Annotated in this window: 28 protein-coding genes; 14 read left to right on the plus strand and 14 right to left on the minus strand. The window is 60.1% G+C overall.

What is annotated here, in order from left to right:
* Positions 1–300 precede the first annotated feature (300 nt).
* Both AB7M29_RS15250 and cobF read left to right on the plus strand, forming a co-directional pair.
* Positions 301–873, plus strand: coding sequence for a histidine phosphatase family protein (locus AB7M29_RS15250; RefSeq protein WP_454247198.1), 573 nt, complete (start codon positions 301–303; stop codon positions 871–873).
* Complete coding sequence (gene cobF / locus AB7M29_RS15255) at positions 873–1,628, plus strand: precorrin-6A synthase (deacetylating) (RefSeq protein WP_454247199.1); 756 nt, start codon at positions 873–875, stop codon at positions 1,626–1,628. Before AB7M29_RS15250 ends, cobF begins: the two co-directional genes overlap by 1 nt.
* Positions 1,629–1,764: 136 nt before the next feature.
* Here the strand turns inward: cobF and ftrA are convergent, their stop codons facing one another.
* Complete coding sequence (gene ftrA, locus AB7M29_RS15260) at positions 1,765–2,739, minus strand: transcriptional regulator FtrA (protein WP_454247200.1); 975 nt, start codon at positions 2,737–2,739, stop codon at positions 1,765–1,767.
* A 101-nt stretch (positions 2,740–2,840) separates the two neighbouring features.
* Here ftrA and AB7M29_RS15265 point away from each other — a divergent pair, with 101 nt between their 5' ends.
* A complete protein-coding gene (locus tag AB7M29_RS15265) occupies positions 2,841–3,275 on the plus strand; it encodes a rhodanese-like domain-containing protein (protein ID WP_454247201.1) in 435 nt (144 codons plus the stop codon).
* A 117-nt stretch (positions 3,276–3,392) separates the two neighbouring features.
* Here the strand turns inward: AB7M29_RS15265 and AB7M29_RS15270 are convergent, their stop codons facing one another.
* Positions 3,393–4,034: a type 1 glutamine amidotransferase gene (locus AB7M29_RS15270; RefSeq protein WP_217858556.1), complete on the minus strand. Its 642-nt coding sequence runs from the start codon at positions 4,032–4,034 to the stop codon at positions 3,393–3,395.
* A gap of 322 nt (positions 4,035–4,356) precedes the next feature.
* On the opposite strand from AB7M29_RS15270, the gene AB7M29_RS15275 reads away from it, so the two are divergent.
* Positions 4,357–5,136, plus strand: coding sequence for an ABC transporter substrate-binding protein (locus AB7M29_RS15275; protein ID WP_217858555.1), 780 nt, complete (start codon positions 4,357–4,359; stop codon positions 5,134–5,136).
* A 200-nt stretch (positions 5,137–5,336) separates the two neighbouring features.
* Positions 5,337–6,053 (plus strand): alpha/beta hydrolase, encoded by a 717-nt coding sequence (locus AB7M29_RS15280; RefSeq protein WP_454247202.1) that lies wholly within the window; start codon positions 5,337–5,339, stop codon positions 6,051–6,053.
* Positions 6,054–6,064: 11 nt separating this feature from the next.
* Here the strand turns inward: AB7M29_RS15280 and AB7M29_RS15285 are convergent, their stop codons facing one another.
* Both AB7M29_RS15285 and AB7M29_RS15290 read right to left on the minus strand, forming a co-directional pair.
* Positions 6,065–6,652, minus strand: coding sequence for a hypothetical protein (locus tag AB7M29_RS15285; RefSeq protein ID WP_454247203.1), 588 nt, complete (start codon positions 6,650–6,652; stop codon positions 6,065–6,067).
* A gap of 87 nt (positions 6,653–6,739) precedes the next feature.
* Positions 6,740–7,495, minus strand: a complete 756-nt coding sequence (locus AB7M29_RS15290; protein WP_315867407.1) for a hypothetical protein — start codon at positions 7,493–7,495, stop codon at positions 6,740–6,742.
* 148 nt (positions 7,496–7,643) lie between these two features.
* On the opposite strand from AB7M29_RS15290, the gene AB7M29_RS15295 reads away from it, so the two are divergent.
* Complete coding sequence (locus AB7M29_RS15295; protein WP_454247204.1) at positions 7,644–8,963, plus strand: Nramp family divalent metal transporter; 1,320 nt, start codon at positions 7,644–7,646, stop codon at positions 8,961–8,963.
* Positions 8,964–9,108: 145 nt separating this feature from the next.
* On the opposite strand, the gene AB7M29_RS15300 is transcribed toward AB7M29_RS15295, so the two are convergent.
* From AB7M29_RS15300 to AB7M29_RS15310, 3 genes are read right to left on the minus strand one after another with little or no spacing between them, the layout of a single operon-like run.
* Positions 9,109–10,287, minus strand: coding sequence for an acetyl-CoA C-acetyltransferase (locus AB7M29_RS15300; RefSeq protein ID WP_454247205.1), 1,179 nt, complete (start codon positions 10,285–10,287; stop codon positions 9,109–9,111).
* 11 nt (positions 10,288–10,298) lie between these two features.
* On the minus strand, positions 10,299–10,964 hold the full coding sequence (locus AB7M29_RS15305; protein WP_007896015.1) for a CoA transferase subunit B: 666 nt from the start codon (positions 10,962–10,964) through the stop codon (positions 10,299–10,301).
* Positions 10,965–11,000: 36 nt separating this feature from the next.
* On the minus strand, positions 11,001–11,699 hold the full coding sequence (locus tag AB7M29_RS15310; RefSeq protein WP_217858550.1) for a CoA transferase subunit A: 699 nt from the start codon (positions 11,697–11,699) through the stop codon (positions 11,001–11,003).
* Between the two features lie 149 nt (positions 11,700–11,848).
* Between AB7M29_RS15310 and AB7M29_RS15315 the strand changes: the two genes are divergently transcribed.
* The gene (locus AB7M29_RS15315; RefSeq protein WP_217858549.1) at positions 11,849–12,748 is read left to right on the plus strand and encodes a LysR family transcriptional regulator; all 900 of its coding nucleotides are present in this window, start codon (positions 11,849–11,851) and stop codon (positions 12,746–12,748) included.
* Between the two features lie 148 nt (positions 12,749–12,896).
* On the opposite strand, the gene AB7M29_RS15320 is transcribed toward AB7M29_RS15315, so the two are convergent.
* On the minus strand, positions 12,897–13,943 hold the full coding sequence (locus tag AB7M29_RS15320; RefSeq protein WP_454247206.1) for a class I SAM-dependent methyltransferase: 1,047 nt from the start codon (positions 13,941–13,943) through the stop codon (positions 12,897–12,899).
* Between the two features lie 298 nt (positions 13,944–14,241).
* Here AB7M29_RS15320 and AB7M29_RS15325 point away from each other — a divergent pair, with 298 nt between their 5' ends.
* Together AB7M29_RS15325 and AB7M29_RS15330 are read left to right on the plus strand one after the other, a co-directional pair.
* Entirely contained in the window at positions 14,242–15,069 is an 828-nt protein-coding gene (locus tag AB7M29_RS15325) for an HvfB family MNIO-type RiPP peptide maturase (protein ID WP_454247207.1), read from the plus strand.
* A gap of 3 nt (positions 15,070–15,072) precedes the next feature.
* A complete protein-coding gene (locus tag AB7M29_RS15330; protein ID WP_454247208.1) occupies positions 15,073–15,831 on the plus strand; it encodes an HvfC family RiPP maturation protein in 759 nt (252 codons plus the stop codon).
* Between the two features lie 138 nt (positions 15,832–15,969).
* Here the strand turns inward: AB7M29_RS15330 and AB7M29_RS15335 are convergent, their stop codons facing one another.
* Both AB7M29_RS15335 and AB7M29_RS15340 read right to left on the minus strand, forming a co-directional pair.
* Positions 15,970–17,280 (minus strand): ATP-binding protein, encoded by a 1,311-nt coding sequence (locus AB7M29_RS15335; RefSeq protein WP_454247209.1) that lies wholly within the window; start codon positions 17,278–17,280, stop codon positions 15,970–15,972.
* The gene (locus AB7M29_RS15340) at positions 17,277–18,017 is read right to left on the minus strand and encodes a response regulator (protein ID WP_007896007.1); all 741 of its coding nucleotides are present in this window, start codon (positions 18,015–18,017) and stop codon (positions 17,277–17,279) included. Before AB7M29_RS15340 ends, AB7M29_RS15335 begins: the two co-directional genes overlap by 4 nt.
* Positions 18,018–18,319: 302 nt before the next feature.
* Between AB7M29_RS15340 and AB7M29_RS15345 the strand changes: the two genes are divergently transcribed.
* The 5 genes from AB7M29_RS15345 to AB7M29_RS15365 all read left to right on the plus strand — a co-directional run bounded on the left by AB7M29_RS15345 (position 18,320) and on the right by AB7M29_RS15365 (position 21,547).
* The gene (locus AB7M29_RS15345) at positions 18,320–18,583 is read left to right on the plus strand and encodes a DUF2790 domain-containing protein (protein WP_448723708.1); all 264 of its coding nucleotides are present in this window, start codon (positions 18,320–18,322) and stop codon (positions 18,581–18,583) included.
* 48 nt (positions 18,584–18,631) lie between these two features.
* Positions 18,632–18,853 carry a hypothetical protein gene (locus AB7M29_RS15350; RefSeq protein ID WP_454247210.1) on the plus strand — a complete coding sequence of 74 codons (222 nt, stop codon included), beginning with the start codon at positions 18,632–18,634 and terminating at the stop codon, positions 18,851–18,853.
* A 171-nt stretch (positions 18,854–19,024) separates the two neighbouring features.
* On the plus strand, positions 19,025–20,236 hold the full coding sequence (locus tag AB7M29_RS15355) for a cytochrome c biogenesis protein DipZ (protein ID WP_454247211.1): 1,212 nt from the start codon (positions 19,025–19,027) through the stop codon (positions 20,234–20,236).
* 188 nt (positions 20,237–20,424) lie between these two features.
* Positions 20,425–20,697, plus strand: a complete 273-nt coding sequence (locus tag AB7M29_RS15360) for a DUF4242 domain-containing protein (RefSeq protein ID WP_030128999.1) — start codon at positions 20,425–20,427, stop codon at positions 20,695–20,697.
* Between the two features lie 37 nt (positions 20,698–20,734).
* Positions 20,735–21,547 (plus strand): class I SAM-dependent methyltransferase, encoded by an 813-nt coding sequence (locus AB7M29_RS15365; protein ID WP_454247212.1) that lies wholly within the window; start codon positions 20,735–20,737, stop codon positions 21,545–21,547.
* An 88-nt stretch (positions 21,548–21,635) separates the two neighbouring features.
* Here the strand turns inward: AB7M29_RS15365 and AB7M29_RS15370 are convergent, their stop codons facing one another.
* The 4 genes from AB7M29_RS15370 to pcsA all read right to left on the minus strand — a co-directional run bounded on the left by AB7M29_RS15370 (position 21,636) and on the right by pcsA (position 24,615).
* Positions 21,636–22,562: a universal stress protein gene (locus AB7M29_RS15370; protein ID WP_454247213.1), complete on the minus strand. Its 927-nt coding sequence runs from the start codon at positions 22,560–22,562 to the stop codon at positions 21,636–21,638.
* A gap of 264 nt (positions 22,563–22,826) precedes the next feature.
* Positions 22,827–23,285 (minus strand): GNAT family N-acetyltransferase, encoded by a 459-nt coding sequence (locus tag AB7M29_RS15375; RefSeq protein WP_454247214.1) that lies wholly within the window; start codon positions 23,283–23,285, stop codon positions 22,827–22,829.
* Between the two features lie 209 nt (positions 23,286–23,494).
* Positions 23,495–23,881 carry a DUF488 domain-containing protein gene (locus tag AB7M29_RS15380; protein WP_217854485.1) on the minus strand — a complete coding sequence of 129 codons (387 nt, stop codon included), beginning with the start codon at positions 23,879–23,881 and terminating at the stop codon, positions 23,495–23,497.
* 11 nt (positions 23,882–23,892) lie between these two features.
* Complete coding sequence (pcsA, locus tag AB7M29_RS15385) at positions 23,893–24,615, minus strand: phosphatidylcholine synthase (protein ID WP_454247215.1); 723 nt, start codon at positions 24,613–24,615, stop codon at positions 23,893–23,895.
* Between the last annotated feature and the right edge of the window lie 85 nt (positions 24,616–24,700).

Consider the following 24,700-nt stretch of genomic DNA (forward strand, 5'->3'; position numbering starts at 1 on the left):
ATTGCTAAAACAGTATTTATGTAGCGTGTGCTACATGTCTAGTGAATTTTTTCGAGGATTTTAAAAGTCCAAAAATCGGGCGAAAATCCCGTGCGCCGGGGGCTACGCGGATGTCGACTGGCTTTGTAGGACATTGCCCATAGTGGTGTCAGAGATCGCTACTTATCGGCGATAAAATGGGACCGCCAACCCGATCGACTGCTTGAAGCGAAGCGCCCTGGATCGCGCGTCTTGCGGCACAATGGACCGATTAGTCGTGGCATCGTGCCGTTTTCCACCCCATCGACAGAGTGATCTTCCGTGCAGGCGACCCGCTTGACCCTCATGTGCCACGCTCGAACCGTCGCACAAAAATTGGCGTGTTTTCCTACGAATGAGCCGTTGGAAATGGATTGGCAATCGGCGAAGGGGTCGCGTTGCCGTCAGTTCAAGGGCACCCCCCGTTTGCTCTGTGGCCCGGAACTGCGGACCCGGCAAACCGCTGAGCTGTTTGGCGACGAGGTGGAGATTGTCGCGGCACTGGCAGATTGCGATTTCGGACGCTGGAAAGGCACGTCGATTGACGACCTGCAAACAGCCGAACCCGAGACACTCCAGGCCTGGCTCAATGACCCGACCTCGGCACCCCACGGTGGAGAATCGGTGGCGCAACTCGGTGAGCGGGTGGCTGCGTGGTTGAACAGCCTTGAGGCGACGCCGGGGCATGTCGTTGCCATCACCCATCCTTTTGTCATCCGCGCCGCATTGATGCAGGTGCTGCAGGGCGCGTCGTTCAACCAGATCGACGTCGAACCGTTGTCGGCGATCGAGTTGCGGTTCAACGGTCGCTGGCGGCTACGCTTGATGGGCACGGACCCTGAGGGAGCATGTTGATGAAAAAACTTCTGGTCATTGGTGTCGGTGCCGGCAACCCCGACTACATCACGATGCAGGCGGTGAAGGCGCTGAACCGCGTCGATGTGTTTTTCCTCATGGACAAGGGCCAGAGCAAAGACAAACTGATCGACCTGCGCCGCGAGATCTGTGAGCGCTACATCACCGATCGTGACTACCGCTTCGTCGAAGCCCACAGCCCGGAGCGAGAACGCGGGGATGTGGATTACAAGGCCAGCGTCGAAGACCTGAACCGCGCCAAGCAGCAGACCTTCGAACGGCTGATCAATGAAGAAATGACTGACGACCAGTGCGGCGGTTTTCTGGTGTGGGGCGATCCCGCGTTGTACGACAGCACCATTCGGATTCTGCAGGCGATTCTGGCGTCAGGCCGGTGTGTGTTCGAGTTCGAGGTGATTCCCGGGATCACCAGCGTGCAGGCGTTGGCGGCGCAACATAAGGTGCCGCTGAATCGCATCGGTCGCTCGATTGAAATCACCACCGGCCGGCGGTTGGCGGCGGGGCAGGTGAGTGATGCCGACAGCCTGGTGGTGATGCTGGACGCGCAAGATGCCTACCATCACGTGGCCGATCCGGAGACGGAGATTTACTGGGGGGCTTATCTGGGGACGCCGGATGAAATCCTGATTAGCGGCAAGCTCAAGGATGTCGCGGATGAGATTGAGCGCGTGCGTAAGGCGGCTCGGCTGGCGCATGGGTGGATTATGGATACCTATCTGTTGCGCAAGCCTTGAGGGTTTCGGTGGTTGGGCTGGCGCCTTCGCGAGCAAGCCCGCTCCCACATTTAGTCTGCGTCGTACACAAATGTTGTGCTCAATAGAGATTCAGTGTGGGAGCGGGCTTGCTCGCGAAGGCGCCCTCAAGCACACCTCAAGAAATCGCCTTTACCCCGCGCCCAAACCGCTCCCGATACACCGACGGTGGCACACCGACCACGCTGCGAAACGCCACCCGGAAACTCTCCACCGAACGATAACCGCAGCGCTGGGCAATCTGCTCAGTGTTCTGGCGGGTGCTCTCCAACAATTCGCGAGCACGGGCCAGACGCTCATGTTGCAACCATGCCTTGGGCGGCAGACCGCTGGCTTCGGTGAACCGCCGCAGGAACGTGCGCTCACTCATGGCCGCCTCGCTGGCAAGGTCGCGAACCTCCAGCGGTTCGTGCAGACGTTCCCGCGCCCATTGCATGACTCGCGACAGATCGCTGCGCGGCGTCGGGCTGACCGGTGACGGAATGAACTGCGCCTGGCCGCCGGTGCGTTGCGGCGACATCACCAATCGCCGCGCCACCGAGTTGGCCACCTGAGTGCCAAAATCCCGTGCGACCAGGTGCAGGCAGGCATCGATGCCCGCAGCGCTGCCGGCTGAGGTGATCAATTGGCCGGAATCAACATAGAGCACGTCCGGGTCCACCTGAATGTTCGGAAAACGTTCGGCCAGTTCAGCGGTGTATCGCCAATGCGTCGTGGCGCCGTGACCGTCGAGCAAACCGGTGGCCGCCAGTACAAATACCCCGGAACAGATCGACAGCAATCGCGCGCCCCGGGCATGGGCCTGGCGCAGGGCGGCGAGCAAAGGTTCAGGCACCGCCGCGCTGCGGTCGCGCCAGCCGGGGATGATGATGGTCCGGGCCTCTTCCAGCAGTTCCATCCCACCGTCGGCCAGCACCTGAATGCCGCCCATGGCGCGCATCGGCCCTTGGTCGACGGCGACGATACGATGCTCATACCAAGGGAAATCGAACTCCGGCCGCGCCAGACCGAAGATCTCCACGGCGATGCCAAATTCGAAAGTGCAGAGGCCGTCGTAGGCCAGAATCGCGACCAATCCAGGGGTGGGCTGCATTTGGCGGAAAATTCCCGGTGAGTGTCTTGTGCGCCACTGTAGCGACAAGCGCAGGGCAGATAAAGTCTTCCCACACCCACCGAGACTTTGGAGTACCGCCCATGCCCAGCCTGGTTCGCGAAATTCCCGCAGCCCCATCTGCCATTGCCCTGATGCATTTCAGCAACCGTCTGACCTTCGAGACCGATTGTTCCGACGTCCACGGCAGCCAACAGGCCGGCGAGGTGGATTTTGTCCTGGTCGACGTGCGCGGACCGTTGGCGTTCGAACGCGGACATGTGCCACGTGCGATCAACATCCCGGGTCGACTGATCACGGCTGACGGCTTGGCGGGTTATTCGAAATCCACGCTGTTCGTGGTCTATTGCGCAGGGCCCCACTGCAACGGCGCCAACAAGGCCGCAGTGAAATTGGCGGCGCTGGGTTACCCGGTCAAGGAGATGATTGGCGGGGTTACCGGGTGGCTGGATGAGGGGTTTGAGTTGAGTGTTGCGGTGCAACAGCCGGTCAGTACCGTGATCGGCTGCGAATGTTGATGTAGCCGAAAAGATCGCAGGCTTCGCCAGTTCCTACATTGACCGGGTACACCGGTGAAATTACGGCTGTACTTCCCCTGTAGGAGCTGCCGTAGGCTGCGATCTTTTGATCTTGATTCAAACCGCTGTCCGCGCCGCCCACCACTGGTCGAGCGTCACCTGCAACCAGCCAAACACCGCTGCATAGGCGGCGCTCTCCTGTGACCCCCGAGGCAGCGGCGATTCCTCGGCAAAGTGCTCATTGAGAATCGCCACCGATTCGGCATTCCACTCCGGGTGGAACTGCAACCCCACTCGCGTCACCCCGACGCGATACATCTGCTGCTCACACACGTCACTGCTGGCCAGCAATTGCGCATCCACCGGTAGATCGATTGCGTCTTCATGCCATTCCAGCACCTTCAGCCTCTGGCCATCCGCAAAGGTCACAGTCGACCAGCCAGTTTCGGGATGAGCCATGCGCCGCACATTCCCACCCAGGCTCAGCGCCAGCAATTGCGCGCCCAGACAAATCGCAAACACCGGCGCGTCCTGATCCAGACTACCCGCCAGCCACTGACGCTCCGTTTCCAGCCACGTTGGCCCGGCGTTGGATTCATAAGGCCCGCCCAACAGGATCACCGGTGCCGCGCTCACCGGCGGCAACTGGCCGAGGTCGGCGCGAAACACGTTTAGCGTAACGCCACGAGCCCGCGCCCATTCGGCAATGGCGCCAGGACCTTCGGCAGGATGATGCTGGATCAGGTTCAACGTGGGCATCACGCTTCTCTTCCGGGAATGGGTTGGCGGGGTCAATGTGCCGCAAAAAAAAGATCATCGCCAGTGCGACTGTTCAATCGGATCACGCCCGAAATCTTGTAGGTTTTGTCTGAAACAAAGGATTGTCCTACAGCCCTTGCACCACCGTGGCGCACGCTTCAAGTGCCTTGAATCCCTCGGCTGTTTTTCTATAAGTATTTGTCGCTTAAACACAATTTGCCCTCCAGAAGCCACTCTAGACTGCCGGCCACTTCGGTATTCACCAACCGAAAGTTGCCAACAGAAAGCTGCCAATAAAAGCCTCCGTACACAGGAGTTATAAATGAAGAAGCGAGTGATGTTCGGTGCCCTGGCACTGTCGATGTTGTCCCTGACCGCCGTGGCCGAAGACGCCAAGCCGATTCGCCTCGGTATCGAAGCCGGTTACCCGCCATTTTCGATGAAAACCCCCGACGGCAAACTCACCGGTTTTGACGTGGACATCGGCGATGCGCTGTGCGAACAGATGAAAGTGAAGTGCACCTGGGTCGAGCAAGAGTTCGATGGTCTGATCCCGGCCCTGAAGGTCAAGAAAATCGACGCGATCCTGTCGTCCATGACCATCACTGACGATCGCAAGAAGAACGTCGATTTCACCATCAAGTACTACCACACCCCGGCGCGCTTCGTGATGAAGGAAGGCACCGACGTCAAGGATCCGCTGACCGAGCTCAAAGGCAAGAAAGTCGGTGTGTTGCGCGCCAGTACCCACGATCGTTTCGCCACTGAAGTGCTGGTACCGGCGGGCATCAACCTGGTGCGTTACGGTTCCCAGCAGGAAGCCAACCTGGACATGGTCGCCGGTCGTCTCGACGCGATGCTGGCCGACTCGGTCAACCTGGACGACGGTTTCCTGAAAACCGACGCCGGTAAAGGCTTCGCCTTCGTAGGCCCGACCTATGAAGACGCCAAGTACTTCGGCGGCGGTGCCGGCATCGCTGTGCGCAAGGGTGATAAAGAGCTGGCGGACAAATTCAACACCGCCATCACTGAAATCCGCGCCAACGGCAAGTACAAGCAAGTGCAGGACAAGTACTTCGACTTTGACGTTTACGGCCATTAATACGCCGTAGAAAAAAGTGGCCACTGTTGACGCGGTGGCCACTTTTTTTATGCTTTCTAATCAGGCCGCGATTTAATGTGTGAGCGGGCTTGCTCGCGAAGACGGCCTCAGAAGCGGCGAAGATGCCTGGGTCATCATCGACATCCCGCCTCACAGTGTTAGGCTTTGCCCCGAATCCTGCGCTCTGTGAAGGAAGGTTTATGTTGAAGTTAGTCGCTCTGCTCACGCTCCTGGCGTCCTCCGCCGTCCACGCTCAAGCCTCGCTGCACACCGATCTGCCGCTCAAGTACCTGGAGCAGGCCGACGCTGAATCCCGCAACCAACCTTTGGTGATTTTCCTGCACGGTTACGGCAGTAATGAGCAGGATCTGTTCGACATCAAGGATGAATTGCCGCCGCAGTACAACTACCTGTCGGTGCGGGCGCCGATGACGTTGGAGGAGGGCAGTTACCAGTGGTTTCGCCAAAAGGGTGAGGGCGCCTATGACGGTGAGACGGACGACTTGAAGGCCAGCGGCCAGGTGCTGAGGGATTTTGTCGCACAAGCGGCGAAGAAATATCACACCGAAGCGGACAAGGTATTCCTGGTGGGTTTCAGCCAGGGCGCGATGATGTCCTACGAGGTCGCGTTGCGTCATCCCGAGGCGGTAGGCGGGATTGCGGCGTTGAGCGGGCGCATCCTGCCGGTGCTCAGGTCCGAGCTCAAACCGGATGAAAAACGCCAGCAGCTGGCGATTTTCATCGGTCATGGCACCGCCGACACACTCCTGCCCTACAACGACGGTACTGAGGCCGACAGCCTGTTGCAGCGCCTGTCACTCAAGCCCGAGTTTCATGCCTATCCGGGTGTCGGTCACAGCATCAGCGCCCCCGAGATGCAGAATTTGAGTGCCTGGTTGCAGCGCCTCAATCCCTGAATCGGTCGGGTTTATTTGCCGCTGACGATTTGTTTCACCAGCGTTTCGTGGCCGGTTTTGTCGTTGGGACGGGAGATGATCTGAACGATGGCCATGCGCGTGCCGGAAGCGGCCATCAACGTGCTGTCCAGCGTCATACCACCGCCCTGGGTGGCGGTGCTGTCGATCTGCCGAAGGCCCAGGCCCGTGCCTTTCTGAGTCAGGCTTTTTTCGCTGGTTTTGTTGAAATCCGGCAAGGCGTTGCGTTGCTCAGTGGCGAACGCGGACACGGTGGCGTCAAGGAACTCACCGTCGTTGTCCTTGACGTTGGCGCCGCCGGGGATGGTGTTTTCGGCCGCGATAACGACGGTTTTGGTGGTCTGGTTGGTGTACATCGTGCCCGTCGCCCCGGCAGTGCCGGTGGCCGCGTCGCCGGCTGGCAGCGGGTTGGCGATGAAACCCTTGGGCAGGGTGAAGGTGAACTTGCCGCCGAGCATCGAGACCTTCTGGGCTGGTGCTTTGTCGCTGGCAGTGGCCTTGGCCGCCTGCGCATTCAAGGCACCCAGGCTGGTAGCCGCCGTCAGCAGCAGAACAACGGCTTTTTTACTCAACAATGACATTCAAACTCTCCTGGGGATGATCCGCGCTTTGATGGCGATCATCCCATGGATCGCGATCGGTAGCAGCTGCCGCAGCCTGCTACGTTCTCACCTTGGACGCAATGCCAGCCGTTTAGTGATCACCAGCATCGCCAACGACACGCCTATGCCCAAGACAAACCCCAGCCATCCCCATCTTGGCAGCGCCAACGCCAGCACCAGACAAAACGCCGCAAACGAATACATCCCGGTCGCCGTCGCCCTGAGCAAGGCAGCAGTAAAAGCCGGCCCGCGAGTCTGCTGGGAAAACACTGCCATCACACTGCCCAACACCGGGAATACCGCGAGCAGCCCGCTCCAGCGTTCGCCGACGGTGCCGGCCAGCAGCGTCACAGCCAATGTGAGCAGGGCGCCGGCCATCATGCGCAGCAGCAGCTTGTCGGACTTCGGTGCCGGGCCAGAAACGATGGGCTGCACCGCGGGAAACAGGTACGGCGCGGCCAGCAATGCGATGGCGGCCGCGATCACCGAGAACACCAGCGACGGCGGAATCAGGGAAAGCACAATTGCCACCAGGGCCCAGACCAGCAGCGAAATCGTCAGCGCCCACGGCCAGCTCAAACGTTGTGCAACCTGGGCGTAGGTCACGCAAAAGGCAATCATCGCGAACATTGCCGATAACGCTGCCGTCGCCGCCTGAGCGGCGAACATCACGCCTTGCTCGATGGCGAGAAAAAACAGAATCGGCCCGACCACCACCGGCAACCCCGATAACCAACCGGCCACACTGGGGCCCCAGCGTTTTCCGGCCAAAGAAATCAGCAACAGAAATCCCGGGATCACCAGCAGTTTGAGCATCAGCACGCACTCGTCTCCATTCGGTGTTAGCCGGCTACGTTAGCATTGCGGGCGATGGGTTGCTCAGCGTGGTCTCTGCGCAAGCGCTGAGTGTCTACACCGGAATGTGTGAAACGTCTAAGCTGCGCGCTCCCACCTGTTGACGGATGATTGCGTGAAATTCAGTTTGCCCAAAGTCGGCACTGCGCCGTTTTGCCCTCCGGAAGTGGCCGGCACTGTTGCCGTTGACCCGAGTGCGTCCTTCTTCAAACGCGTCCTGCGCTTTGCCGGCCCCGGTTTGCTGGTGTCCATCGGCTACATGGACCCGGGCAACTGGGCCACGGCCATCGAAGCCGGTTCGCGGTTTGGCTACAGCCTGTTGTTCGTGGTGTTGCTGGCGAGCCTGGCTGGGATGGTGGTGCAGTGTTTGTGTTCGCGTCTGGGTATCGCCACCGGACGTGATCTGGCGCAACTGTCCCGCGAACGCTACAGCACGCGGACCGCACGGACCCAGTGGCTGCTGGCGGAAATTTCAATCATCGCCACCGACCTCGCCGAAGTGCTCGGCTGTGCGCTGGCGTTCCACTTGCTGCTGGGCTGTTCGTTGACGTTTGGCATCGCACTCACAGCATTCGACACGCTGCTGGTATTGGCACTGCAAAACCGCGGCTTTCGCCGGCTGGAGGCGATCATGCTGGTGCTGGTGGGCACCATCGGCGCGTGTTTCTTCGTCGAACTGTGGCTGATCAAACCCTTCTGGCCGGACGTCGCCCGTGGTTTTACCCCGTCATTCTCGGCGATTGGCGATGCCGCGCCGTTGTACCTGGCCATCGGTATTCTCGGGGCCACAGTGATGCCGCATAACCTCTATCTGCACACCTCAATCGTGCAGACCCGGATGATCGGCAAGGACCTGGCCAGCAAGCAAGACGCGGTGAAACTGGCGCGCATCGACACCATCGGCTCTCTGGCCTTGGCGCTACTGGTTAACGCGGCAATCCTGATTCTCGCGGCGGCGGCCTTCCACAAGACCGGGCATACCGACGTGGTGGACATTCAGGATGCCTATCACTTGCTCGATCCGTTGGTGGGCGGAGCGTTGGCCAGTGTGCTGTTCGGCGTGGCGTTGCTGGCGTCAGGACAGAGCTCGACCTTCACCGGCACCATTGCGGGCCAGGTGATCATGGAGGGCTATCTGAACTTGCGGCTGCCCTGCTGGCAACGGCGGTTGATCACTCGTGGGCTGGCGCTGATCCCGGCGTTCATCGGTGTCTGGCTGATGGGCGATGGGGCGATCGGCAAACTGTTGGTGTTGAGCCAGGTGGTGCTCAGCCTGCAACTGCCGTTCGCGTTGTATCCGTTGATACGCATGACCAACGATCAAAAGCTCATGGGGCCGTTTGTGAATCGACTGCCGACACGGGTGTTGGCGTGGGGGTTGTTTGTGGTGATCAGTGGGGCGAACAGCTGGTTGATTCTGCAGTTTGTGGCCTGACTCGGGAGGGGTGTTGTCTGGTCGGGCCTCTTCGCGAGCAAGCCCGCTCCCACATTGGAACTGTGCCGATCACAAAATGTGTGATCAGCCCCGATCAACTGTGGGAGCGGGCTTGCTCGCGAAGAACGATAACGCGGTCTAGGGGCTAGCGCTCGATGGCCAGTGCTACGCCTTGGCCTCCGCCAATGCATAACGTCGCCAGGCCTTTCTTGGCATCACGCTTGATCATTTCATGCAGCAAGGTCACCAGCACCCGGCAACCTGACGCCCCAATCGGATGGCCCAGGGCAATGGCGCCGCCGTTGACATTGACCTTGTTCAAGTCCCATTCCAGGTCCTTGGCCACGGCCAGAGATTGCGCGGCGAAGGCTTCGTTGGCTTCGACCAGGTCCAGTTGATCGATGGACCAACCGGCCTTGTCCAGGCAACGACGAGTGGCCGACACCGGGCCGATGCCCATGATCGCCGGGTCGACGCCCGCGTTGGCATAAGCGGCGATCTTCGCCAGCACTGGCAGCCCCAGCGCTTTGGCTTTCTCCGCACTCATCAGGATCACCGCCGCGGCGCCGTCGTTCAGCGAAGAGGCGTTGCCAGCAGTCACCGAGCCGTCCTTCTTGAAGGCCGCTTTCAGTTTGCCCAGGGAGTCGGCGGTGGTGCCGGCGCGAGGCTGTTCATCGCTGGCGAAGGACAGCGGATCGCCCTTGCGCTGCGGGATCAGGATCGGCGTGATCTCATCGGCAAACCGCCCGGCTTCGATGGCGGCCACGGCTTTCTGCTGGGACGCGGCAGCGAAGGCGTCCTGTTGCTCACGGGTCAGGCTGTATTTCTCAGCCAGATTCTCGGCGGTGATGCCCATGTGGTAATCGTTGAACGCATCCCACAAACCGTCGCTGATCATCGTGTCGACGATCTGTGCGTGACCCATGCGCAATCCTGTGCGGGCGCCCGGCATGACATAATTGGCCAGGCTCATGTTTTCCTGGCCGCCAGCGATGATCACTTCGGCATCGCCGCAGCGAATCGCCTGAGCCGCCAGATGCAGCGCTTTCAGGCCGGAGCCGCAGACCTTGTTCAGGGTCATGGCCGGCACGGTGAAGGGCAGGCCGGCCTTGATCGCGGCCTGACGCGCAGGGTTCTGCCCAGCGCCAGCGGTCAGAACCTGGCCCATGATTACTTCATCGACCTGCGCCGGGTCCAGCCCGCTCTGCGCCAGCAACTGGCGGATCACCGCAGCACCGAGGTCAACCGCGGACACATTGGCCAGCGCCCCCTGGAAGCTGCCGATGGCAGTGCGAGTGGCGGCAACAATCACGACTTCTTGCATGGAAGGATTCCTCACTGGGCAGCGAACTGCATTTCCGGGACGTGGTCAGGCACGATCAGTTTACCAGCGGTCTTGGCGACGATTTCTTCGACGCTGACGCCCGGCGCGCGCTCCTTGAGAATGAACGCGCCGTCCTTGATTTCCAGGTAGGCCAGGTCGGTCAGCACGCGTTTGATGCAACCGGCGCCGGTCAGCGGCAGGCTGCAACGCGACAGCAGTTTCGACTCGCCGTCCTTGGAGGCGTGGGTCATGGTGACAATGATGTTGTCCGCACCGGCCACCAGGTCCATCGCGCCGCCCATGCCCTTGACCAGTTTGCCGGGGATCATCCAGGAGGCGATGTTGCCTTCGACGTCGACTTCAAACGCGCCCAGCACGGTCAGGTCGATATGGCCGCCGCGGATCATTGCGAACGATTCGGCGGACGAGAAAATCGACGCGCCGATTCGTGCAGTCACGGTTTGCTTGCCGGCGTTGATCATGTCGGCGTCGACTTCGGCGTCGGTCGGAAAGGCGCCCATGCCGAGCAGACCGTTTTCCGATTGCAGCATGACTTCCATGCCTTCAGGGATGTAGTTGGCGACCAGGGTCGGGATGCCGATGCCGAGGTTCACGTAGTAGCCGTCCTGCATTTCGCGGGCGACACGCTGAGCCATTTGTTCGCGGGAAAGTGCCATTGTTGTTATTCCTTCATTCGGTCCGGGGGCAGGGGATCACTTACGCACGGTGCGCTGTTCGATGCGCTTCTCGAACGTGCCGCAAATGACCCGGTCGACGTAGATGCCAGGGGTGTGGATCTGCGACGGGTCCAGCTCGCCGGGTTCGACGATTTCTTCGACTTCGACCACGGTGATCTTGCCGGCGGTGGCGGCCAGCGGGTTGAAGTTCTGGGCGGTGTGGCGATAGACCACGTTACCGAAATGGTCGGCTTTCCAGCCTTTGACGATGGCGAAGTCACCGGTGATGGATTCTTCCATCAGGTACTTGCGGCCCTTGAATTCGCGGACTTCCTTGCCGTCGGCCACCGGAGTGCCGACGCCAGTGGCGGTGAAGAACGCCGGGATGCCGGCACCGCCTGCGCGCATTTTCTCGGCGAGGGTGCCTTGAGGGGTCAGGACGACTTCGATTTCGCCGCTCAGCAGTTGCTTCTCGAACAGCGCGTTTTCGCCGACGTAAGAGGCCACCACCTTGCGGATCTGCCGGTCTACCAGCAGCACACCGAGGCCGAAACCGTCGACGCCGCAGTTGTTGGAGACCACGGTGAGATCACGGGTGCCGCGGTGCTGGATCTCGGCGATGAGATTTTCCGGAATCCCGCACAGGCCGAAGCCGCCGGAGATCACGGTCATGCCGTCTTCAAGACCTGCCATCGCTTCCTCGTAGGAATACACGCGCTTGTCGAACCCTGCCATATGCACCTCTTTTATTCTTTGTGGGCGGCTGGCTAGCCGGATGGGGAGGGAGTGTCACGCTGGAGGATTTATTTGTTAAGTTGATTTTTAAGGTTGATTAATAGATAAAACTCACTAATTCGTTTCGTACCTCGTTGGAGGCAGTGGCCATGACCGTCAAACAGATCCGTGCATTCCTGGCCGTGGCCCAGAGTTTGAGTTTTGCCGTGGCGTGCGAGCGGCTGCACTTGTCCCAGTCGGCGTTGAGCCTGACCATCAAGGCGCTGGAGGAGGGCTTGGGCGGACGCTTGTTCACGCGCAACACCCGCAACGTCGCGCTGACCGCCGAAGGCGAATCGCTGCTGCCCTTGGCCCGCCGGTTAATTGCGGACTGGGACAATGCCGAGGATGATTTGCGCCAACGCTTCACCCTCCAGCGCGGCCGCGTGACCCTGGCGGCGATGCCGTCGTTTGCCGGCAACCTGCTGCCGCCGATCCTCAAGACCTTTCGCGCGCGTTATCCCAAGGTCAACGTCACAGTGAATGACGTGATCAACGAGCAGGTGCTGGAACTGGTTCGCGACCGTCAGGTGGAACTGGGCGTGGCGTTTGAACCGACACAGAGCTCGTCGCTGGTGTTCACGCCGTTGTACATCGACCGGTTTGTGGCGGTGGTGCCGTTCGATTCACCGCTGGCGGAGCTGGACGACATTGATTGGCAAACCTTGCTCAAGGAACCGTTCATTACCTTGCAGCGACCATCAACGGTGCGGGTGATGCTCGAAGAACACTTGCAGACGCGCGGCATGAAATTGCCGGTGGAATTTGAAAGCCATCAATTGGCAACGGTCGGGCGGATGGTGGCCAGCGGATTGGGCGTAAGCGCGGTGCCGGCGTTGTGCGCCGGGCAGATGCGCGAGCTGGGCGCGCGTTGCATTACCCTGCGGGATCCGGTGGTGGAACGCGCGATCGGGGTGCTGACGACGGGGCATGAACTGTCGGCGGCGGCGCAGGCGTTGTTCGATATTCTCAAGGCCGAAAACCTTGGGGAGCGCCTGTCCATGCAGTGAACACGGTCACCTGTGGGAGCGGGCTTGCTCGCGAAGGGGCCAGTACAGTCAACATCGATGTTGCCTGACACTACGCCTTCGCGAGCAAGCCCGCTCCCACAGGATCCGGTTTCGTCAGTTGCAACCTGCCCGGATGATGAGCCTGCCCTTATTTACGCGCCTCCAGAATCAGGTTGAACGGGGTTTCCGTGGCCCGCCGGAATTGCGTGAATCCCGCCTCGGTGAAGACCTTGCGCAACCGTGCCTCACCCGCCTGGGCACCGAGCCCGAGGCCGACTTCCTGGGACAGTGAGTTGGGTGTGCAGACAAAGGTCGAGGCGGCGTAGAACAGTCGCCCCACCGGGGTGGTGTTGGCATCGAGCGTGTCGTTGGCGAAGGGCTCTACCAGCAGCACCGAGCCGTCGGGTTTGAGCGATTCATAGGCATGCTTTGCGGCACCGACCGGGTCACCCATATCGTGCAGGCAGTCGAAGTAGCAGACCAAGTCATAGTCGTCGCCCGGATAGCTCTTGGCGGTGCCCTGGAAGAACCGCGCCCGGCCGGACACGCCACCTTCTTCGGCGCGCTGGGTGGCGACGGTGACCGAAGGCGCGTGGTAATCGAAACCGACGAACCGTGAGTTCGGAAACGCCTGGGCCATGATCACGGTCGAGGCTCCATGACCGCAGCCGATGTCCGCCACCTTCGCGCCGGTTTCCAGTTTGGCGACCACCCCGTCGAGGGCCGGCAGCCACTCGGCCACCAAATGCGCCTTGTACCCTGGGCGGAAGAATCGTTCGGTGCCGCTGAACATGCACGGATGGTGATCGCCCCAGGGCAGGGCGCCGTTGCCGCGCATGGCATTGACCAGTTTGTCCTTGTCATGGAAAAACGATGCAACCACTCCGACACCGCCGGCTACATAGACCGGTGAATCTTCGATCGCCAGCGCCAGGGCTTGCTCTTCGGGCAGGCGGAACTGACCGTCGCGGTGCTCCATGTAACCGGAGGCGGCATGGGCGCTGAGCCATTCACGCAGCAGGCGGGTATTGCAGCCGGTCTTTTCGGCGAGGGCTTCGGGGGTGACGGGCTGACTGTCGGCCATGGCCCGGTAGAGGCCGAGTTCTTCGCCGAGGATGACGTTGGCGAGCATCGCCGCGCCGCCCATGTCGTTTACCAGTTTGCCCATGAAATCATTGAGTCTGGCCTCGTCCATCATGTGTGCTCCTTCAGCAGGATCACGGTCCAGAGGCATTGTTTGTCGAGGCATGCACCTTTGGGCGGTGATCGTGGGAATGAACAGGACGATAACCGCGTCCTGGCTCCCCTACGGGGGTAATCAATAAGTCTAGTTCGTGTATCCCACTGTATCTGACTGCCTGTCCGATACAGTGGCCTGAAAAGAGCGGGGTTGGTGAACACAGACCCGACACACCACGGCGCTTGACTGGGCCTGCCGGCCAGCACTGAGTTTTCAGACGCTGGAGACCGGATCCCAGGATGAGATCGACACCATGCAGACTCCCCTCACATCAGCGAAGGCGACCGTCGGGCTAGGCTTGCGCCGCGGTTTAATGAAGGACCTTCAAGCGGCCCCGGTGGGTGCTTTCGACTTCCTGGAAGTCGCACCGGAAAACTGGATCGGCATCGGCGGCGCTCATGGCGCGGCGTTTCGCGCCCTGGCCGAGCGCTATCCGTTGTCCTGTCACGGCTTGTCTTTGTCTTTGGGCGGATCGGCGCCTCTGGACGTCGGGTTCCTGCAGGAAGTGCGGGTTTTCCTCGATCACCACAAGGTGCCGCTGTACAGCGAACACCTGAGCTACTGCAGCGATGACGGGCATCTTTACGATCTGCTGCCGTTGCCGTTTACCGAAGAAGCGGTGCATCACGTCGCCGCCCGAATTCGTCAGGCCCAGGACATTCTCGGTCGGCGCCTGGGGGTGGAAAACGTCTCCTACTACGCCGCGCCGCAGCAGGACATGGACGAACTGACGTTCACCAACGCGGTGCTTCAAGAAGCCGATTGCGACCTGTTGCTGGACGTCAACAATGTCTACGTCAACTCGATCAATCACGGCTTCGATCCGCAGACATTTCTGGCCGGCATCGACGCGCAAAGGGTGGTTGCCATGCATGTGGCGGGGCACTTTGATGAGTCTGATACGCTGAAAATCGACACCCATGGCGCCTCGGTCAAACCGGTGGTCTGGTCGTTGCTGGCCGAGGCGTATGCGCGGTTTGGTGTGCAACCGACGCTGCTGGAACGGGATTTCAACTTTCCCGAATTTTCCGACTTAGTGAGCGAGTTACAGACCATTCGCCGCCTGCAAGGTGAGGGGTGAACCGTGGATAAATCGACGCTGTCTCAGCAGCAAAACACATTGACTCGCTACCTGCGCGACCCCGACCACAACGCGCCGCCCGCCGGGATGGATGCGGCACGGGCGCAGGTTTATCGCGACCTGGTGTTCTCGAATCTGTCGTCGTTGCTCAGCGGGACTTTTCCGGTGCTGGTGAAGATATTGGGGGACGGTGAGTGGCGTTCTCTGGTGCGGATCTTTCTGCGGGACTACCGCGCTCAAACGCCGAAATTCGGTGAGATCGCCCAGGAATTTGTCGAGTTCCTCGCCTCTGAGCCGTCGGCGTTGAGTGATGGGGCGTGGCCGCCATTCATGGTTGAGCTGGCGCATTACGAATGGGTAGAGATGGCGCTGCAACAATCCGACGCCGAGCCGTTGCCGGCCAGCGATGCCGCATTACTGCTGGATCGACCGTTGCAGGTTTCGCCGCTGGCCTGGCCATTGGCGTATGGCTGGCCAGTGCAGTTGGTGGGGCCTGATTACCGGCCGGACAGGCCGCCAGTTCAGCCGACATTGCTGTTGGTTCGTCGATCCGAGGACTGGAATGTGTGCTTCTCCGAACTGAGCCCGTTGGCTTGGCGGCTGTTGCAGCGGATCGGGGAATTTCCTCAGCTCGATGGCCGAGCGCAGCTGGAAGGGCTGGCGGTGGAAGCGGGGATGGTTGGGTCGCTGGAGTTTATCGACAGTGGGTTGGCGTTGTTGCGGCAGATGCATGGGGAAGGGGTGATCGGCATCGCCGCCTGATCGCACACAATCCCCCAAACACCACACATCCAATGTGGGAGCGGGCTTGCTCGCGAAGGCGGTGTGTCAGTCGACATAGATGCTGAATGGGATGGCATCTTCGCGAGCAAGCCCGCTCCCACATTGGATTCGTGGTGTTTATTGGGGCTTTGGCAACCTGAGCTCCGCGCACAACCCACCACCTTGGCGATTGCTCAAGGTCAGCGCCCCGCCAATCGCCAGCGCCAATTGCTGCGCAATCGCCAACCCCAACCCGGTCCCTCCCGTACTGCGATTACGCGAATTCTCCACGCGGTAGAACGGTTCCATCACCTGCGCCAATTCCTCTTCGGCAATCCCCGGTCCACGGTCCATCACCTTCACCGACAAGCTGCCATCAGCCTTCGTTTCCACCCACAGCTCTGCCGCGCCGGCGAATTTCAGCGCGTTGTCTATCAGGTTCACCAGTACCCGTCGCAAGGCATGCGGTCGGGTGTTGATCACGGCTGCGCTTTTGCCGTCGAGCTGCACGTTTTTGCCCATGTCCTGATAGTCGAACACCAGGCTGTCGAGGAACGAATCCAGATCGGTGCGGCGACTTTCCTCGGTGGCTCCGTGAATGCTGCGGGCATAGGCCACGCCTTCGCGTACCAGGTGTTCCATCTCGCCGAGGTCGTTCCACAGTTTGTCTTTCTCGCTGGAGTCATCCATGAATTCGGCGCGCAGTTTCATGCGGGTGATCGGGGTTTGCAGGTCGTGGGAAATCGCCGCCAACAGTTGCATGCGTTCCTTGAGATAGGCCGCAATGCGCGCCTGCATCGCATTGAAGGCCCGGGCGGCGTAGGCGACTTCAGTCGGGCCTTTTTCGTCCAGGTGTATGGCGTGGGTGTTGGGGTCGAGGGTTTCCACTGCTTGGGCGAGGCGGGTGAGTGGGCGAATGGCGATTCTCACGGCCAGCCAAGTGCAGGCAATCATCAGCGCCAGTTGCCCCAGCAATACCGCCGGCAACCACGGCGACAACGGCACCATCGAAGGCCGCACATCGATGGTGACAGGGCTGCCGTCCTTCAGTTTCAGATGGGCCTGGAAGTGTTTTTTCGGGCCAGGGATGTCGGTGAAGGTCAGCGGGTAATCATGGCCGATGGCGTCCTGAATCGAAGTCACTGCAATCGGCACATCGCGGGCTGCCATCGGCGTGCCCGGCGAGCCTTCATTCAGCAGATAGCTGTAGTTGGTGCGCTCCAGACGCTGCAGCCAGTTCACACGCTCATCGGCGGGCAAACGGTCGAGGATGGCGAGGGAGGTCGAGACGTCGGTTTCCAGATTGCCCAACATCGTATTTTTCGCACTTTCGTAGCGCTCGTAGTACTGAGCGCCAAAGGACAGCGCCTGGGCGAGGATCAGGCCGATCAGGAAAATCAGCGACAGCCGCGAGGCCAGTGTGCGAGGCCAGTGCAGCGCAAGATTCATGACGGTGCACCGAGCACTTCTACTGGTAGGGAAAACACATAACCTTCACTGCGCACGGTCTTGATGTAGGCCGGTTCCCGGGCATCGTCGAGCAGGCGCTGACGCAAGCGGCTCACCAGCAAATCGATGGAACGGTCGAACAGATCGGCATCGCGGCCTTGAGTCAGGTTAAGCAATTGGTCGCGATTGAGCACCCGCTGAGGATGATCGAGGAACACTCGCAGCAGGCGATATTCCGCGCCGCTGAGGGCGACCATGGTGCCGTCCTCATCCAGCAGATGCCGGGCCGAAGTGTCCAGGCGCCAGCGACCGAACGCCAGCAGGCGGCCGCTTTCGGTGATCACCAGATTCGGCGGCAGCATCCGCGTGCGTCGCAGCACGGCGTTGATGCGGGCGAGTAATTCACGGGCGGCGAACGGTTTGACCAGGTAATCGTCGGCGCCCATTTCCAGGCCGATGATGCGGTCGGTTTCATCGTTGCGAGCAGTTAGCATCAATACCGGCGTGGCCTTGTGTTTGCCCGCGCGCAACTCACGGCAGAGCACCAGGCCATCGTCGCCCGGCATCATGATGTCGAGCACGATCAAGTCCACCGGCGTGGACTCCAGAAACGAGCGCATTTGCCGTCCATCCGCTACCACGGTGGTTCGCAGGCCGTTCTTCTTCAGGTAGTTGCCTACCAGTTCCCGGATCTCGCGGTCATCGTCCACGATGAGAATGTGATCGACGTGTTCCATGAGCCAAGCCTCTAAGTGGGGGATGTCGCGCAGTCTATCGAGCCTCGGCCCGCTCGCCTGCCGCCGATTGTATTGCAGTGTATCTGGCGTGCCGAAAGATACACGGGGACGTAAAAATGACCGATTTCGGGCGTTTTGTATCGCTGTGTATCGCAAGCCTGCGCGGATACACAGCGATTTACCCGCGCCGGTTCTCGACACAGACGAGATACCTCACGGGTTTCAAATAGGTTCCATCGAGGCAAACCCAAACCGCCTCGCTCAATCAACGATTGACCTATTGAAGCCCTGAGGAAACCACCATGAACACCAAAGCCGCGTACGCCGCCTGCCTGTTTGCCGCCCTGAACATCTGCACCTTTTCGGCCCGCGCCGAAGCCGATGTAACCCCTCAAACCTACACCTACGGCACACATCTGGACATCCAGAAAGTGCTGTCGATGAAACAAGACGCCACCCCTGCCTGCGGGATTGTGAATGCCCGGATGACCTACCTGGATTCCCAAGGAAAAACCCAGGTACTGGATTACAGCAAATTCGCTGACGGCTGCAACGAAGGCAACTGAGTCCTTCGACTACCCATTGCCCATCCCCTTTGAAACAGGAAGAACATCATGAACAACGTCACCCGCTTTTTGACCGCCATCGTTTTCTCCGTAGCAGGCGCTGCCGCCCATGCCAACGCTGCGGTTGAACAAAATACCTGTGGCAATAGCACCTGCTTCCAACTGACTCCGCTGCTGACTGAGGATGGTTCCAGCCGCACGCCGCAAGGGCAACTGGTTGCAGAGAATGGTTCCAGCCGCACGCCACAGGGCCAGCAGCTGGAGGCCTGAAGCCTGGCACAGTTCTGTCAATTCCCGCTGTTCCAGTGTGGGAGCGGGCTTGCTCGCGAAGAGGCCAGTACATTCAACATTGATGTCGACTGACACTCCGCCTTCGCGAGCAAGCCCGCTCCCACATGGGCACTGCGGTGTATCGCCCTTCACATTCTCGAGGTGATCCCCATGTTTCTCATCGCATTCCTGGGCGGCATTTTGACCGTCCTCAGCCCCTGCATCCTCCCGGTCGTGCCGTTTCTGTTTGCCGGTGTTAAACGCACGCGTTCTTCGATCCTGCTCACCCTCGGCGGCATGGCCCTGACCTTCGCCCTGATCTCCAGCCTGGCCGTGGTCAGCAGCGATTGGGTGGTGCAAGCCAACAACACCGGCCGCCATGTGGCGCTGATCGTGATGGTGCTGTTTGCCCTGTCGCTGATCTCCGCTCGCATCGGTGGCTGGCTGGCGCGCCCGTTCGTGCTGTTGGGCAATCGCCTTGATCCCAACACCCGCAAAATGTCTGGCCCGTCAGGCTCGGTGATGATCGGCGTCGCCACGGGTCTGCTCTGGGCGCCGTGTGCCGGGCCGATCCTCGGGGTGATCCTCACTGGCGCCATGCTGCAAGGTGCCAACGCCCAGACCAGTCTGCTGCTGGTAGCGTACGGCCTGGGCAGCGCGTTGTCCCTGGGCACTTTGATCTTCGCCGGTCGCGGTCTGGTCAATCGCTTGAAGCCGTCGATTCCGCTGACTGGCTGGCTGCGTCGCGGCACGGGGGCTGCGGTGTTGGTCGCCGCAGCCGTTATCTCCACCGGCGCTGACAATAAGTTGCTCGCCAGCACCTCATCCGAAGGCGTCACCACGGTGGAGCAGCGGGTGCTGGAAACCGTACCGAAAGTGGTCGATTACTTCATCAGCAAGGTCAAGGCCGACTCGACCATGGACGCGGCCAAAGGCGCGATGCCGTCACTTTCCGGCGCAGTCGAATGGCTCAACTCGTCGGCGCTGAGCAACGATTCCCTGCGCGGCAAAGTGGTGCTGGTGGACTTCTGGACGTACGACTGCATCAACTGCCAGCACACCTTGCCCTACGTGAAAGACTGGGCGAAGAAATACGAGAAGGACGGCCTGGTGGTGATCGGCGTACACACCCCTGAATACGGTTACGAACGCATCATCGACAACGTCCGCGATGAAGTGAAAAAACTCGGTATCACCTACCCGGTGGCGATCGACAACAACTATGCGATCTGGCGCGCCTTCAATAACCAATATTGGCCCGCTCACTACCTGATCGATGCCAAGGGCCAGGTGCGTTATACCCACTTTGGCGAGGGACGGTACGAGACTCAGGAACAGATGATTCGGCAACTGCTGGAAGAGGCCAAAGCGCCTGCCGCTTGACCCGTTTTTGGCGACGCAAGCCAATCTGTTAATGCGGCGTTACAGATAGCTGACCACGCATCGGAGAATGCCATATATCGTGAATTCTCCGGACGATCGGCAGGACGCCGGCGTATCCGGGAGCGATAGTTTGTGGACGACGGGATCATTGCCGACCCTGTCATCACCATCAAGAAAAGGAAGTTGCCATGCCTAAATTCATTATTGAACGCGAGCTTCCGGGCGCCGGCGCACTGCCGCAACAAGAACTCAAAGCGATCTCGCAAAAGTCCTGCGATGTGTTGCGCGAGATGGGGCCAGAGGTGCAATGGCTGGAGAGTTACATCACTGGCGACAAGATTTACTGCGTGTACATCGCGCCGAACGAGGGACTGATCAGGGAGCACGCCAAAAAGGGTGAATTTCCCATCAACAGCGTTTCCCGGGTCATGAACATCATCGATCCCACCACGGCGGAGTGAGCCGGGACGCGTCCCAACCCGTAACGGAGCAGACTTCATGAGCACACCCATTGACCTCACTGCCCTGAAAAACCGCCAGATGGTCACGTGGGCCAGCGGCGACTACGCCGTGATCGGCACCACCTTACAGATCGTCGGCGAACAACTGGCCGAAGCCTGCGACTTGCTCTGTGATGAGCAGGTGCTGGACGTCGCCGCCGGCAACGGTAACGCAACGCTCGCTGCCGCGCGCCGGGGCTGCAAGGTCACGTCCACCGACTACGTGGCCAAGCTGCTTGAACGCGGCGAAGACCGCGCACGGGCGGAACACCTGGACGTGACCTTTCAGGTAGCCGATGCCGAGGACTTGCCGTTCGAGGACGCCAGTTTCGATGCCGTGCTTTCAACCTTTGGCGTGATGTTTACGCCCGATCAGCCCAAGGCTGCAGCGGAACTGGCGCGGGTGTGCCGTCCTGGCGGGCGGATCGGCCTTGCCAACTGGACGCCTGAAGGCTACATCGGCCAGGTCTTCAAGACCTTGGGCCGCCACATGCCGCCACCGCCAGGAGCGCAACCACCTTCGAACTGGGGCACCGAAGCCTGGTTAAACTCGCACTTCGACCAGCGTGACTTCCAGCTCCAGGTGACGCGGCGGTTGTTCAACTTCCGCTATCGCTCGGCCGCGCACTGGATCGACACCTTCCGTACCTGGTATGGACCGGTTCACAAGGCCTTTGCGACCCTGCCACCCGAAGGGGGCACCGCCCTGGAAAACGACCTGACCGAACTGCTGAATCGCCTGAACCGGGCGGGGGAGCGGTCACTGGTGGTGCCCAGTGAATACCTGGAGGTGGTGATTACACGGCGTTGAAACGGCAACACAAATCCCCTGTGGGAGTGGGCCTCTGTGGCGAGGGGCTCGCTCCCACAAGGGGTATGTGCAAAATTTGACCCGCCCCTCACTCATCCAGCCGCTCGGTGTACACCACCCACACACTGCACGGCATTTTGTACAGCAGATGCTCCACCGTGCTGCCGAGCAACCGGCCCATGCCGCGATGGCCGACCCGGCCCATGACAATCACGTCGACATCATAAGTATCGGCATAGCGGGTCAGCACTTTGGTCGGGCTGCCCATGAGCATGTGCCGTTGCTCCGGCGCGATGCCGTTGCGCGCGGCCAACTCGTTAAAGGCATCCTCCTGGAAGTCGAACAGGGTCTTGGCCTTGTCCGAAGCAAAAAACGCCGAACCGTTTTCGAAACTGAATTCGTCCGAGCTGATAGACGAAAGGTCATAGGCATAGACCACGTCGAGTTCGGCGTTACAGGCACTCGCCAGTTTTGACGCTTCGTGCAAAATTCGGTCATTGAAGCTTTTGTAGTGATCATCGCGATGGAAAGGGTCGACCGCTGCAACGATCTTGCGCGGCAACGCATGCTTGGCATGGCTGACGAAGTGCAGTGGCACCGGGCATTCGCGCAGCAAATGCACGTCGAGGGGGGTAAACACCAGTCGTGACAGCCTTGATTGATGTTCCAGCGCCTTGATCAGCACGTCCATCGGCTGCTCTTTGAGGTGAGTCAGGATTTCCTCCAGCGGATTTTCGACCCAAGTCACCTCCGTGGTGACGTGCACACCGATCTTGCGCAAGGGGCGGGCCTGTTCCTCAAGCCACTGGCGGTGACGCTCGACGTACCCCAGACGCATCTGTTCCAGGGCCTTTTCATTGACCAAGCCGGCGGTCGCCAGGCCTTCCAGATAGTCGAAAGCCACGATGTGCAAGGCTGCATCCTCAGCCTTGGCCAGCGCCGCGGCCCGGTCGAAGGCAGGGCTGTGTTCCATCAGGGGCGAGGCGACCAGCATGAAACGTGCTTGACCAGACATGACAAACCTCCCGTGGGTAAACGAGCAGACGACGGTCCCCCTGGGGCTGCGACGGGAGAGCGCCTGTGCGCCCGACGTGTGGTCATTCGATAGCCATTCAATCCTCTAAGTATTGACCATGATCAACCTCTCGTCCGCAAGGCCGGTGCGGGCTGAAGTTCGTGCTTAGAGATGTCATACCGAAGTTAAAATGTGGGAGCGAGCCTGCTCGCGATGGACGGCCTTCCAATTGATAAATCTCCACACCTCAAGCAGATGCAGCCCTTACGAGTAACTAATGGCCTGCTCCATGACAATCGTACGCTCGGCACCATGGAATTCATCGCGCACTTTTCGAAAGCCCAACTTGAAGTAAAAGCCTTCTGCGGTAATCGAGGATGGGACACGTAACACCTCGATTTTCTTATCGATGACGACGGTTCGAATCATTGCCATCAATTGCCCGCCGATACCGTTGCCTTGATGCTGTGGGTCGACGAAGACGCTACGCACAACGTCGCGATCAAGGCTGGCGGTGGCGACTACACGATGATCGATGGTTGCTACAAAGACCTGGCGTTGAGTGAGTAAGGAGAGAATGGCCTCGGTGGAAAAGCTTTTCTCCACCTGAGTAATCACTTCGGCTGGGTAATCCTGGGCATTGGAGCGGCGTAGCGACTGAATGATGACCCGGCTTATGGCTGGCGCATCCTCGGGGGTTGCGGTTCGAATCTGGGTGTTCACTTGAAGACCTCATTCCTTGTGTCTTGACTGGGCGCTGTGCGTCCGTGGTTGCATTCCTTGGCTGCGAGTGGGAACGACCAAACACCGCAATCGAATGTGGGAGCGGGCTTGCTCGCGAAGACGGAGTATCAGGCAGCATTTCTATCGACTGAAAGACCGCCTTCGCGAGCAAGCCCGCTCCCACAAGGGATTTTGGGTGTTCACCCTATCTAAACAACCTTTGCGCCCCGTGCCTCCAGCAACTCCCGTAATACGGAGCGGTGGCAGTGTGCCTCTTCTTCGCAATAGCACCCCACGGCCAGCGATGTTTGATGGGAGAGGGCGGCCAGCAGGTCGAGCATCTGGCTGGGTGCGGGATGGTTCATCTCGGCCTTGAATTTGCGCTTGAAGGCGTTCCAGGCTTTGGCATCTTCTGCCGCTTTGGCTTCGGCCACCAACTCGGGGCTGGGGGACAGCAGCGGTTGCCACACGTCGTAAAAATTCCGGCTGGCAAATTCGGCCTTTGGTACGCCCCGAGGCGGGCGGCGTACCGTGCCCAGGCGCAGCCCTTCATTCGCGGTGCGGGGTGAGCCGAGTTGCACGATGTGGATGGGCATGATCGCTGTGCCTATTTGAGCCGCGAGCTGTCGAACCATTCCAGCGCCGTGCGCCAGAAGCAGATCCCCAGGAAGTACGCCGACATCAGCAGCCACAGGCCCATCACCAGTGGGTTGATGACCGGGTGGTTGACCACCAGCGACATGCTGCACAACAGCCAAATGGCCGTCACGGCAATGTTGATCGGCATGAACCGCCGCACACGGAATGGGTGCAGGAATTTCATTCGGGTCACGGTCAGCAGCGCCAGGCCGATGACGCTGAGAAGGGTGATCCATGGCGATGGATCGATGATGTACAGGCACAGCGCAACCACGTTCCACGCGGCGGGGAAGCCCTGGAAGTAGTTGTCTTTGCTCTTCATGTTGACGTTGCAGAAGCAAAACAGCGACGACACCAGAATCAGCGACACGGTCAGCAGCAGGGTGTAGTCCGGCAACGGGATGTAACGGTAGATAAACAGTGCCGGGATAAACACATACGTCAGGTAGTCGATTACCAGATCGAGGATCGAACCGTCGAAACTCGGCAGCACCGATTGCACATTGACCTTACGTGCCAGCGCGCCGTCCAGACCGTCGACGATCAGCGCCACGCCCAGCCACAGCAGGCAATTGGTGGGCTGGTTTTCCAACAAGGCGAGGGTCGCGAGGAAGGCTGTGACCACGCCAGTGGCGGTAAAACCATGGGCGCCCCATGCTTTGAGCCTGGCAATGTGTACAGTGGATATCACGGGGGCGTTCTCCAGAAAGTGAAGCAAGCCAGTTATCACCCTCTTGTTGAGGGCGTCGGCAAACCGGGTCGGGTTGCAGGTATCG

It is taken from the genome of Pseudomonas sp. F-14 TE3623 (genome assembly GCF_053629015.1).